The 12660-nt window shown below is 72.3% G+C and carries 8 protein-coding genes; 2 read left to right on the forward strand and 6 right to left on the reverse strand.

All coding sequences use genetic code 11. From position 1 onward, the window contains the following. Positions 1-45 precede the first annotated feature (45 nt). Both ftsX and ftsE read right to left on the reverse strand, forming a co-directional pair. The gene (gene ftsX, locus QQY66_RS18615; protein WP_301981480.1) at positions 46-963 is read right to left on the reverse strand and encodes a permease-like cell division protein FtsX; all 918 of its coding nucleotides are present in this window, start codon (positions 961-963) and stop codon (positions 46-48) included. Between the two features lie 39 nt (positions 964-1002). Then, positions 1003-1692, reverse strand: a complete 690-nt coding sequence (ftsE, locus tag QQY66_RS18620) for a cell division ATP-binding protein FtsE (RefSeq protein WP_067235911.1) — start codon at positions 1690-1692, stop codon at positions 1003-1005. A 318-nt stretch (positions 1693-2010) separates the two neighbouring features. Here ftsE and QQY66_RS18625 point away from each other — a divergent pair, with 318 nt between their 5' ends. Continuing rightward, positions 2011-2202 carry a hypothetical protein gene (locus tag QQY66_RS18625; protein WP_210580151.1) on the forward strand — a complete coding sequence of 64 codons (192 nt, stop codon included), beginning with the start codon at positions 2011-2013 and terminating at the stop codon, positions 2200-2202. A 108-nt stretch (positions 2203-2310) separates the two neighbouring features. Here QQY66_RS18625 and QQY66_RS18630 read toward each other — a convergent pair whose 3' ends face one another. The 4 genes from QQY66_RS18630 to QQY66_RS18645 all read right to left on the reverse strand — a co-directional run bounded on the left by QQY66_RS18630 (position 2311) and on the right by QQY66_RS18645 (position 7887). Then, positions 2311-2925: an LPXTG cell wall anchor domain-containing protein gene (locus tag QQY66_RS18630; protein ID WP_301981481.1), complete on the reverse strand. Its 615-nt coding sequence runs from the start codon at positions 2923-2925 to the stop codon at positions 2311-2313. 289 nt (positions 2926-3214) lie between these two features. Further along, positions 3215-4321: a peptide chain release factor 2 gene (gene prfB / locus QQY66_RS18635; protein ID WP_301981482.1), complete on the reverse strand. Its 1107-nt coding sequence runs from the start codon at positions 4319-4321 to the stop codon at positions 3215-3217. A 515-nt stretch (positions 4322-4836) separates the two neighbouring features. Further along, positions 4837-6099, reverse strand: coding sequence for a serine/threonine-protein kinase (locus QQY66_RS18640; RefSeq protein WP_301981483.1), 1263 nt, complete (start codon positions 6097-6099; stop codon positions 4837-4839). 126 nt (positions 6100-6225) lie between these two features. Then, positions 6226-7887, reverse strand: a complete 1662-nt coding sequence (locus QQY66_RS18645) for a serine/threonine-protein kinase (RefSeq protein ID WP_301981484.1) — start codon at positions 7885-7887, stop codon at positions 6226-6228. A 392-nt stretch (positions 7888-8279) separates the two neighbouring features. Between QQY66_RS18645 and QQY66_RS18650 the strand changes: the two genes are divergently transcribed. Continuing rightward, positions 8280-12515: an FHA domain-containing protein gene (locus QQY66_RS18650; RefSeq protein ID WP_301987381.1), complete on the forward strand. Its 4236-nt coding sequence runs from the start codon at positions 8280-8282 to the stop codon at positions 12513-12515. Positions 12516-12660: the final 145 nt, after the last annotated feature.

Raw genomic sequence — 12660 nt, forward strand, 5'->3', positions numbered from 1 at the left:
GAAGGGCCGCACGGCCGGTTGACCGTACGGCCCTCTTGGCGTGCGTCACACCTTCAGGTACTTGCGCAGCGCGAAGAACGCGGCCAACGCGGGCATCAGCAGACTTGTCGCGAGGATGAGCGGCAGCTTCGTCAGGACGGCGTCCCAGCCGATGAAGTTGATCAGATTCAGCTTCTCGGACAGGGCCAGACCGTGGTCGATGATGAAGTACCGCGCGACCACCAGGAACCCGCACGCGACCCCGCCGCCGATCAGCCCGGCGACGGCGGCCTCCATGATGAACGGCGCCTGGATGTAGAAGCCGGAGGCGCCGACCAGCCGCATGATGCCGGTCTCGCGGCGCCGGCTGAACGCCGAGACGCGCACGGTGTTGACGATCAGCATCAGCGCCACGACCAGCATCAGCGCCATCACGGCCCGTGCCGCCCAGTTCATGCCGTTGAGCAGCCCGAAGAGGTTGTCCAGGATCCCCTTCTGGTCCTGCACGGACTGCACGCCGTCCCGCCCGTCGAAGGCGGTCGCGATGACCTGGTACTTCTCCGGGTCCTTCAGCTTGATCCGGTACGACTCCTGCATCTGGTCCGGCGTGAGCGAGCTGGCCAGCGGGGAGTCGCCGAACTGCTCCTTGTAGTGCTTGTACGCCGCGTCCTGCGACTCGTAGGTGACCGTTTCGACCACGGACATCTTCTTCAGATCGCCGAGGATCTGGTCCTTCTGGTCCTTGGTGACCGCGCCCTTGGCGCAGTTGGGGTCGGACTCGGCGTCGCTCTTGTTGCAGAGGAAGACCGAGACGTTGACCTTGTCGTACCAGTAGCCCTTCATCGTGTTGACCTGGTCGCTCATCAGCAGCGACCCGCCGAACAGGGCGAGGGACAGGGCGACGGAGACGATGACCGCGAAGGTCATCGTCAGATTGCGGCGGAGACCGACACCGATCTCGGACAGAACGAACTGGGCGCGCATGGCGTCTCTTTCAGGCCTTTCCGTGGACGTGGGTGCGGGTCAGTGCTGGTAGCCGTAGACGCCGCGTGCCTGGTCGCGGACGAGGCGGCCCTTCTCCAGCTCGATGACGCGCTTGCGCATCTGGTCCACGATGTTCTGGTCGTGCGTCGCCATCACCACGGTCGTGCCCGTCCGGTTGATCCGGTCGAGCAGCTTCATGATGCCGACGGAGGTCTGCGGGTCGAGGTTGCCGGTCGGCTCGTCCGCGATCAGCAGCTTGGGCCGGTTGACGAAGGCCCGCGCGATCGCCACGCGCTGCTGCTCACCACCGGACAGCTCACCGGGCATCCGGTCCTCTTTGCCGCCCAGCCCGACAAGGTCGAGCACCTGCGGAACGGACTTGCGGATCTCGCCGCGGGACTTGCCGATCACCTCCTGCGCGAAGGCCACGTTCTCGGCGACCGTCTTGTTCGGCAGGAGGCGGAAGTCCTGGAACACCGTCCCCAACTGGCGGCGCATCTGCGGCACCTTCCAGTTGGAGAGGCGCGCGAGGTCCTTGCCCAGGACGTGCACCTGACCGTGGCTGCACCGCTCCTCGCGGAGGACCAGCCGCAGGAAGGTGGACTTTCCGGAGCCGGAGGACCCCACCAGGAACACGAACTCGCCCTTCTCCACTTCCAGGGACACATCCCTGAGTGCGGGGCGGGTCTGCTTGGGGTAGACCTTGGAGACGTTGTCGAATCGGATCACGGATGCACCACGGTTAGCCGGGGGTAGATGAGCGTGACCATACGCGAACGGGGAGCATGAGCGCAGGCGCCGGTGGGGATGCGCGAGGCTTGTGCGGTTTTGTGAGCACCCCGAAGGGGCGCGGGGCTGTGTCACTATGCGGCTCCGCCGCGTGGGCGCGAGCAACCACACCCGACCCGCAGCCGCGAGACAATGAGCACCCACCCCTCTGAGAGCGACCCGCGCGACCTCCGGAGGAACCTGGCATTGTGGAGAGGGGAACGTTCTCGGACCCCACGGCGTTCTCTCGGTGGAACCGTTCGCGAGGAGGCGAGGCGCATGACGTACGACCGGCTGGTGTGCGCGAACTGCGCGGCGCCCGTGAACGAGGGCCGCTGCCCGGTCTGCCGGGCGAACCGCCAGCGACTGCAGCAGGAGAACCCCTTCGCGGGGCTCAACCCGATGACGCTGATCGCGCTGCTGGCGATACTGATCGCGGCCGTGGCACTGCTGGCGCACCAGACCGCCTAGCGCGGCCTCGGACCCGCACCCCACAAGGCATGTGAAGGGCCCGGAGCGACACCGCTCCGGGCCCTTCATCACTCACATCGCATACGCTCCGTATGCCCGCGGCTACCGTCAGGCAGCCGCACCACCGCGGCCACCCATGAGGCGCGGCAGGACGCGGAAGCCGATGCCGCCGGCGATCATCGTCGCGGCACCGATCAGCAGGAACGTGGTCTGAGCGGCACCGGTCTCGGCAAGCTCGTCACCGTTGCCCTGGGCAGAGGTGTCGGTCGCGGCGGCCTCCGAGCCGGTGTCGGTGAGGGAGGACGAGCCCTCCTGCTGCGCCGAGGAGCCACCGTCGGGGTCGGTGTTGCTGTTGCCGCCACCGTTGGCGTTCCCGTTCCCGTTGCCATTCCCGTTGCCGTTGCCGTTTCCGTTGCCCGGGTCGGAGGGCTCGTCGGTGACCGGCGGCTCGGTGGGCTCGGGCTCCTCCGTCGGCTCGGTCGGCTCCTCGGTCGGGTCCGTGGGAAGGTCCGTCGGCAGGCCGGTGGGCGGATCGGTGGGCAGGTCCGTCGGGACCGGCGGCGTCGGCGAGGGCGACTCGTCGCCGCAGAGGAGGCCGAGGAAGCAGCCGTCCCCGGGCTCCTCCGCGGCCGAAGCGGCGCCCGCGGCGGTCAGCGAGGCACCGGCGGCGATCACGGTCGCAGCGGCGAGGCGCGCGACGCGGATGCGCGTCTTGTTGGTCATCTGGTTGCTACCCCCAGTAGCTGATCGTCATTGAGGCGGCGCTCGGGGCTGTGATCGACGGGATAGCTGAACTCACGGCCCCCCGGTTCACATGCGCCCCAGAGATACGCATGCCACGCTTTACCCTTCCCATTTTTCAAAGCAACGTCAAGGCCGTTTCCGTTCGCGATGTCCAATTCCGGCGACTATGCGGTGGGTTGGAGTCTGTGAGTGTGATGTAAAACCCGGACATGCAGGCACGCAAAAGGCAACTGCCGCCGAGGTGGCGACAGTTGCCTTGTCGACAAAGTTACTTCTCTTGTTGCTTGCGCCAGCGAATTCCGGCCTCGAGGAACCCGTCGATCTCCCCGTTGAACACGGCCTCGGGGTTACCGACTTCGAACTCGGTGCGCAGGTCCTTGACCATCTGGTACGGGTGCAGGACGTACGAACGCATCTGGTTGCCCCAGGAGTTGCCGCCGTCGCCCTTGAGCGCGTCCATCTTGGCCTGTTCCTCCTGCCTGCGCCGCTCAAGGAGCTTCGCCTGCAGAACGTTCATGGCGGTGGCCTTGTTCTGGATCTGCGACCGCTCGTTCTGGCAGGAGACGACGATGCCGGTGGGGAGGTGGGTGAGCCGCACCGCGGAGTCCGTGGTGTTCACGCCCTGGCCGCCGGGGCCCGACGACCGGTACACGTCCACGCGCAGCTCGGACTCGTCGATCTCGATGTGGTCGGTCTGCTCGACCACGGGGAGGATCTCCACGCCCGCGAAGGAGGTCTGCCGGCGCCCCTGGTTGTCGTAGGGCGAGATACGCACCAGCCGGTGCGTGCCCTGCTCGACGGAGAGGGTCCCGTAGGCGTACGGCGACTGCACGGCGAAGGTGGTCGACTTGATGCCGGCCTCTTCGGCGTACGACGTCTCGTACACCTCGGTCTTGTAGCCGTGCTGCTCGGCCCACCGCAGGTACATGCGCTGAAGCTTCTCGGCGAAGTCGGCGGCGTCGACGCCACCGGCCTCCGCGCGGATGTTGACGAGCGCTTCCCGGGAGTCGTACTCGCCGCTGAGAAGCGTCCTCACTTCCATCTCGTCGAGGGCCTTCTTGACGGCGATGAGCTCGGACTCGGCCTCGGCGCGGGTGTCCGGGTCGTCCTCCTCCTCGGCCATCTCGAACAGCACGGCAAGATCGTCGATCCGCGAGCGCAGGGCCTCGGCCTTCCTCACCTCCGCCTGGAGGTGGGAGAGCTTGCTGGTGATCTTCTGCGCCTCGTCCGGGTTGTCCCACAGGGACGGCGCGGCCGCCTGCTCCTCGAGCACGGCGATGTCTGCCCTCAGCTTGTCGAGGTCCAGAACGGCCTCGATCGACTCCATGGTCGAGGAGAGGGACTTGAGCTCTTCGGATACATCGACGACTGCCACACCTCCAGCGTAACGGCTCCGCCAAGCGTGGAACGCCGGGTGACCGTCACTCACCGGTGCCCCAGCGTTGGCACCCCGGCCACGGCGGACTCCACCCCCAGCCCCCCAACCTCCGCCCACCCACCACCCGACTCGGTCGACCAAGAGGCACACCCCGCCCGCCCGGCGTTCGAGGACGAGAACAGCCGTCCCGATCCCCACCCACCCGAGGGGGCGCACCTTCTGGTGCGGGCCCCCTTCCCTCAGCCCGTCCGGCGCTTGAGGACGAGGCCGTTCAGGCCGATCGGGGTGCAGGGGCGGAGCCCCGCACGGTGCAGGGGCGCAGCCCCGCACGGTGCAGGGGCGCAGCCCCGCAAAGGTCCAAGCGGCACAGCCCCGCACGGTGCAGGGGCGCAGCCCCGCACGGTGCAGGGGCGCAGCCCCGCAGAGGTCCAAGCGGCGCAGCCCTGTGGCGGGGTTGAAGGGGCGGAGCCCCTTCAGGATGGGACGGGTAGGGGCGGCGGGGGCGAGAACACTCAGGGCGAGGCCGGCGCCGAGTTGTTCGTGTCCTGCGGAGTCGCCCCCGCATCGTCCCCCGACGTGGCCAGCCACGTCCCCACCACCGCAGCCACCACCAACACCACCGCAGCCACCCCCACCGCCACCCTCCGCCGCCGAGTAACAGCCCGATGCCGCGCGGACCCCGGCCGAGGCGCCCCCACCGCCCGCGGCACCCGCGCCGTCCCCCGCGCACCCCCGGCCAGCTCATCAGGCCCCGGCACCCTCATCGACGTATGCGTGTCCCGATTGGAGTCGGCCGGCTTAGCCCCCGGCACCAGCGGCACCGCCCCCCTCCGCCGCACCCGCTCCCCCCGCTCAGCGGCCGTCGCCCCAGTCCCGACGGCCTCCTCCGCTTCCTCCGCCGCCTCGGCATCCGCATCCGCATCCGGCTCGTCCACGTCCAGCGGCGGCATCCCGGCCATCAGAGGCAACAGCTCCCGCAGCCGCACCCCCATCTCGGAGGCCCGCAGCCGCGAGGCCGGCGCCTTGGCGAGGCACTGGACGAGCAACTGCCACAGCTCGTCGGGGATACCGGGGAGAGGGACCACCGTCTCCGTGACGTGGCGGCGCAGCACCGCCCCGGGATGCCCGCCGCCGAAGGGTGTAAAGCCGGCCAGCAGCTCGTACAGCACGGTCGCCAGCGCGTAGATGTCGACCGAAGCCCGCGGCGGCAGCCCCTCGACGATCTCCGGCGCGAGATAGTCCGGCGTGCCGATGATCTTCGTCGCCCGGGTCCGCCGCGGCGAGTCGATGAGTTTCGCCACACCGAAGTCGGTCAGCAGCGCCCGGTGCGAGCTCCCGGGCCCGAGCGGGCCCTGCATGTCGAGCAGCACATTCTCCGGCTTGACGTCCCGGTGCACGACCCCGGCGGCATGCGCGGCCGCCAGCCCGTCCGCCACGTCCGCGACGATCGCGACGGCCGCCTCGGGGGCCAGCCGCCGGTCGCGGTCCAGCCGGGTGCGCAGATCGGTGCCTCGTACGAGATCCATGACGAGCGCGAGATCGTTTCCGTCGACCACCAGGTCACGCACGGACACGACATTCGGGTGCTCGAGGCCGAGCAGTGCCGTGCGCTCCTGCACGAAGCGTCCGACGAGCTCCTGGTCGGACGCGAGGTCCTCGCGCAGCAGCTTGATGGCGACGGGCCCTTCCGGCCCCTCGCCCAGCCACACCGTGCCGGCGCTGCCCCGCCCCAGGATCTGGTGGGCGGTGTACCGGCTGCCGATCTTCCGTGCCAAGGCTGCTCCTACAGACGCGTGTTAGTCGCTAAAACTACGCGCCCGACGAGCCAACCTTCACCGCGGAGGCGGAAATCACCCACCAGGTGTCGACAAATCACCAACCCCGCCACCACGAAGGCGACTTCAGTTGGAGCCGGAGCTCCCGCCGCCCAGGTCCTCGACCCACCCGGAGACCGTGCTGAACATGTCGCCGATCTGCTGCCAGTAGCTCTTGCCCGTGCCGATCCACTCCTGCAAGGGACTCAGCTCCCAGACCAGCCACCCCGCGACGAACAGGATGACGATCGTGAACAGGCACCCCTTCAGACAGCCGAGACCGGGGATCTTCATCGGGTTGGCGCTGCGCTGCCGCGGCTGCCGGGGCTCGCGCTGAGGCTGCTGCGGCTGCCGGGGCGGCGCGTACGGCTGCGGCTGTTGCTGCTGCTGCGGATAGCCGTAACCCTGCTGCGGCTGCTGCTGCCGTCGCTGCTGTCGGCGCGGCTGCTGCTGAGGTTGCGGCGGCGGCTGCTGCGGCCGGGCGACCTGCCGCTGGGGCCGGCGGCGCAGCGGGTCCTGGTTGGGGTCGAGGTGCTGGACCTGCGTCTGCTCGTTGCGGTCGCGGGCCGCCCGCAGCTGGTTCTGCCAGGGGTGCGGGTCCTCGGGCTGCCCGGGCTGCTGGCCCGGCTGCCCCTGTGGCACCGGCGGCATGACGGCGGTCGGGTCGGCCGCGCCGCGGTTCGGCAGTACGGCGGTGGGGTCGGCGGCGCCGGCGGGGCCGCTGGTGTGCGGCATGACGCTGGTCGCGGCGTTCGGGTCGTAGTTCCCGGCGCCGTGCGGCAGCACCTGCGTGGGGTCGGCGGAACCCGGGATACCCGATCCGGGTACGGCCGCGGGCGCCGGGTCGGGCGCGAGGAGCACACCGACGTTCTCGGCGGCGGCGATCTGCGCGGAGTTCGCGTGCACCCCGATGCCCTCGGCGACGACACGCAGCCCGCGGGCGAGGCTCTCGGCGCTGGGCCGCTCGTCCGGGTTCTTGCGCATACAGCGCTCGATAACCGTCCACAGCGCGTCGGGGACGGTGGAGGGGCGGCGCGGTTCGGCGCTCAGATGCTGGTGCAGGACTTCGAGCGCCGAGCTGCCCGCGAACGGCGGACGGCCGGTGACCAGTTCGTACAGCAGGATTCCGGCGCCGTAGATGTCGACGGCGGAGGTCTGCGGGCGGCCCTCGGCGGACTCGGGCGCGACATACGCGGGTGTGCCCACGAACTCCTGGGTGCGGGTCAGGCCCGGGGAGTCGGCGAGGCGTGCGATGCCGAAGTCGGTCAGCATCGGATGCATCTGGCCGCCCTGCTGGGCGAGCAGGACGTTGGCCGGCTTCAGGTCGCGGTGCACGACGCCGTCGGCGTGGCTGGCGGCGAGCGCGTCGGCGATCTGCGCGGTGAGCAGGGCGGCGCCGACGGGTGTGAGGGGGCCGCTCTCGCGCAGGTAGCGATGGAGGTCGGGGCCGTCGATCAGATCCATGACCAGGGCCAGCAGATCGCCCTCGACGACCAGGTCACGGACCCGGACGATGTTCGGGTGGGTGAGCCGGAGCAGGACGGACCGCTCTCTCAGGAAGCGCATCACGATGTCGGGATCGCTTGCGAGCTCTTCCTTGAGGACCTTGATCGCGACGGTCTCGCCGGGCTGGCCTGGCACGGCCGCCTCGGCGCCCGCGGTCTCCCGCTGACGGGCTCGCCAGACGGTGCCCGTGGCGCCGCGTCCGAGCGGCTCCTCGAGCAGGTACTTGCTGCCTACCGGCCGCACGTCATGTGCTCCCTGCTGCTTGCCTGCGTTTCCGACCCACTGTAGTGCCGCCGCGCCTGGCACCGGGCTGCCGTCTTCCTGTGCGCACTCAGTTCCGCTTTCCGTTCCGTTTACGTACGCCTTCCCGAACCTGTTCGAAGGAAAGACGCTCGACCCGGTCTGCCGGTTGCCGGACCCGGACGTGACCGATCTCAATCCGCTCCCGAACGATCAACGGTGGGGTATTGGTCAGGCACTTTTGCGGGCAGAGCCGACCAATCAAGATCACTTGGCACCTGGCGGGGGGCGCGTTGTCAGTGGCAGGTGCGAGGATGCCTCCAGTACTGGCCGACGTGCTCGTGTGGGGTGGGGAAGCCCGCGCCGCGCCCGTGCAGAAGGGACCGCTGACGGCGATGCAGATCCGGCTGACCGTCGTAGACCCCCTGGGGGCGCCCGCGCCCGGCCGCGCCGCGAGCTGCGACGTACTGGTCACGGCCCCCGCGGGCACGGCGCTTTCGGCGGTCGCGTCGGCGCTCGCCTCCGCGGTCTCCGGCAGCGACGGCCCGGCCGTGCTGTTCGCCGGCGCGGAGCGGCTCGACGACCGGCGCTGCACGCTGGGCGAGCCCCCGCTGATCGACGGCGCCGTGCTGTCCCTGGGCGCCCCGGCCGAGCCCGAACCACACCCCGAGGTCGACGACGCCCCGACCCGCCTGGACATCGTCGCGGGCCCGGACGCGGGCGGCGTCCACCTCCTCCACGGCGGCCAGATCCACATCGGCCGCTCCGCCGACGCCGACGTCGCCCTGGACGACCCGGACGTCTCCCGCCTCCACTGCGCGGTCACCGTCGCCACCGACGGCCGCGTCACGGTCGCCGACCTCGGCTCCACCAACGGCACGACGCTGGACGGCGCCCCCGTGACCACCCGCCCGGTCCGCTTCACCCCGGGCGCCCTGCTCCGCATCGGCGAGTCCGCCCTCCGACTCGCCCCGGCCGGCGGCCCGGGCCCACGCCTGCCGACGGCACCCGACGGGGAAGGGCACGTCCGGGTGCCCGCTGAGGACGCCGAGGACCCGCGCGCGCCACACGCGCGTGCGGCCGACACGGCAGGGACCGGGGGGCCTTCGGGCCGGACGTCCCACGCGCACGGAACGGGGGCTTGGACGGCGCAGGCGCAGAGCCCCGGCGAAGCGGCGGTGGTACCGGAGCAGGGCGGGGCGCCGCGCATCGAGCGCCGGGGGACGGCCTCGGACGCGGACACGGCAGGCGGCTCGGCTTCTCGGCGGCGCGCGGGTGGGGGCGACACCCATGGCGGCCGATTCGGAGTGGGCGGACCGAGCGTGACGTCCGGCGGCGCGTCGGCGGATGGTGGTGGCTTCGGAGCGGCGGGGGGCGGTGGGCGCGACGGTGGCGCTCACGGTGCGGCGGCTGGGAGCAGCGGGCGCGACACTGACGCATACGGTGCACAGGTCGGTGGCGGGCGCAACAGCGGCTCCTTCCGTACGGCAGCCGGTGGCGGACCCGCCGACGCGGTCCCCGGCACCACAGCTCACGGCTCGCAACCGGGCCGCGGCTCCGGTGCGAGGGCCATGGGCGGGCTCGGCGACATGGATTCCGGGGCGGGGGCCGGAGGCATTCTCGGCGGCACCGCTCCTGGTGTGGCGGGCGGCGACACGTTCGGCGGCTCCCACTCCGGGGCGGCGGGGCGCTCGCCGGGCAGCCCGGATCTCGGTACGACGACCGGCGGCACCCACAGCGACGCAGGCTCCGGCGCGACGGCCGGACGCTCGCTCGACAACCCCGATCCCCGTACGACGACCGGTGGCACGCACAGCGACGCGGGTTCCAGTACGACGGCAGGGCGCTCGCTCGGCGACACCGCCCCCCGCACGGCGGGCGGACGTTCGCCGGGCGGCCCCGATGCCCGTACGGGGGCCGACGGCGTTGGGCGGGGCGGCGCGGGCGTCGGTGGGGCGGTGCACGACCGGCTCGCTGACGGGACCTCCGATGCGGAGGCTTCGGACCACCCTGCCGAAGGGAGGAGCCGGCGGAAAGGGACTCCCCTCCGTGGAACCGACGTGCCGCAGGGCGTGCGCAGGCGCGGAGGGCTGACGGCATGGGCGCGGCGGTTGGCCGGGGGACGCGCCGAGCAGGGGGCGACGGCCGGGCGCGGGGCGTACGACGCGGACGTGGCCGATGTGGTGGCGGAGCCCTTGGTGCCAGTCCCCCAGCTGCCGGAGACCTGGCCGGACCCGGCTGCGCTGCTGCTGACGGCGCTGGGCCCCGGCCCCCGGCTGTGGGAGCGCGGCCCGGGGCACCCGGAGGCGCTCACCGTCCGGCTGGGCACGGCGGACCGGGCGGCACCCGACGGCTCCGGACTGCTGCCCGCCGTACCGGTGACCGCCGATCTGCGTGAGGTCGGGGCGCTGGGGCTGGCCGGCCCACGCGCGCGGCTCGCCGGGCTGGCCCGCGCGGTCGTGGCCCAGCTCACCGCGCTGCACTCCCCCTCCACCCTGGAAGTCGTCCTGATCAGCGCGGACCGCTCCCGCCCGCTTCCGGAGCGCACCGCCGAGTGGTCCTGGCTGGGCTGGCTCCCCCACCTCCGCCCGGGCCACGGCCAGGACTGCCGTCTCCTTCTCGCCTACGACCGCGAACAGGCCACCGCCCGCATGGACGAACTCCTCCGCCGCATGGAGGACCACTTGGCGGAGCTGCGCAGCGGCCCGGGGGCCACGGGCCACGGCCTCGCCTCCGCCCGAACGGCAGGCGGGCCGACGCCCCCGACCGCAGAGGCAACCGCCACGGCCGCCACCCCGGGCACGTCCGCCTCCGGCACCAGCGCCACTGCCGCCGGCCCGACCCTCACTGCCTCCGTTTCCCCCGCTCCAAGCCCGGCAGCCGCCGACACGGCCGCCCCCCTCCCCTCCACCGGCCACACGACAGCCTCCTACGACACCCCCGCGGACCACCCCGACCACGCCCCCGACCCCACCCCCCAGGAGCCGGTCCGGGGCGCAGTCCACCGGCCCTCCTGGGCCGCCGCGGACGACGAAGCCGTACGCGACAAGGCCGGATTCCCGGGGCCGTACACCGTGGTCGTCGTGGACGGGGACCCCGGTGGCGCCGATGTGCGGGAGGCGGTGACGCGGCTGGCGTCGGAGGGGCCGCGGGTCGGCATACATGTGGTGTGCCTGGCCGAGACGGCGCCTGCCTCGCCCGCGTCGCCGGTGACGGAGACGTACGAGGCGGCGTGCGCGGCGTCCCCGGCGTTCCGGGAGTGCGGGGCCGTGGCGCTGCTCAGCGGTGATGTGGCGACGGCGCTGCGGCTGTTGCGGGTCGCGGGGGCGGGCGCCACGCGGCCGGGTCCCGTCGGACATGGCACGGTCGCCGCGGTGGACGCCGTCTCGCTCGCCTGGGCCGAGCGGTTCGCGCGGGCGCTGGCACCGCTCAGGACGGAAGGTGCCGGGGGTGAGCGACAGGGCAGGGTGTCGGCGCCGTTGCCCCAGGCGGCCCGGCTGCTGGACGAGTTGGGGCTGGCCCGGGCCACTCCGGCGTCGCTGATGGCGCGGTGGGCGGACGCGGCCGACGACGCGGAGGCGCTCGGCGGGCGGGCGCTTGCCGTGCTCGGGGCCGGGCCGCGCGGGCCGGTCTGCGCGGACCTCGTCGCCGAGGGACCGCATCTGCTGATCGAGGGACCGCACGGCAGCGGACGTACGGAGCTGCTGCGAGCCGTGGTTGCGTCACTGGCCGCCGCCGAGCGGCCGGACCGGCTGAGCGTCGTGCTGATCGACGGCCGGGACAGTGTGAGCGCGGGCACCGGTCACGGCGAGGGCTTGCGGGTCTGTACGGACGTACCGCATGTGACCACCCATCTCGCCGCCAACGACCCCGTCCGCATGCGGGAGTTCGCGCAGTCGCTGAGTGCCGAGCTGAAGCGGCGGGCCGAGCTGCTGGGGCGGGCGGACTTCGCCGAGTGGCACACAGGGCGGCAGGTGTCCGGCCGTATGGTCGCCCAGCGCTCGGCGGGAGCGGGCGCGGGCGTAGGTGTGTCCGGTGCCGGGGATCTCGACGCGCCGCCCAGTTCGACGCTGCGGTTGCGGCCGGCGGCGGCGCGTCAGCGAGCGGAGGCGATATCGCCGCTGCCGCGGCTCGTCGTGGTCGTCGACGACCTGGACGCCCTGGTGTCGCCCGCGCTCGGTTCACCCGGCCGGCCTGCCGCCGGGTCCGTGATGCGGGCGCTGGAGGCCGTGGCCCGGGAGGGCGAGCGGCTGGGTGTGCACCTGGTCGCCGCGGCGGGGGTAGGCGGCCGTACGGCACAGACGGAGCCGGCACAACAGGCGACTCTGCGGGTCGCCCTCGATCCACCGGCGCCGGGACCGGACGAGCCGGCACCGGGGCGCGGGCGGTTGACCTGCGACGACGGTCGGGTGACACCCTTCCAGGGCGGGCGGGTCACGGGCCGGATCCCCCGTACGGCGACCCTGCGGCCGACGGTCATACCCCTGGAGTGGGAGCGCATGGGCGATCCTCCGACCCGGCGTCCCGTACGGGAGCTGGGGAACGGGCCGACGGACCTGGCGCTGCTGGCGAGTGCGCTGGAGCGGGCGGCACGGGAGGTGTCGGCGGTGGCGGTGCCGTCGCTGTTGTAGCGCGCGGTGTTGGTGCTGGCCTGAGGCGGGTCGCGGAGCCCAGCGCTAGCGGGGTGCCGCCTGGGTCACGACGGTGTCACGATCACCCTCTTGACACCGAACGCGCTCTTGCCGACCCCCACCACCCGGCGTAGACCAGACCGCA

The sequence above is a fragment of the Streptomyces sp. DG2A-72 genome, assembly GCF_030499575.1.
Lineage (GTDB): Bacteria > Actinomycetota > Actinomycetes > Streptomycetales > Streptomycetaceae > Streptomyces.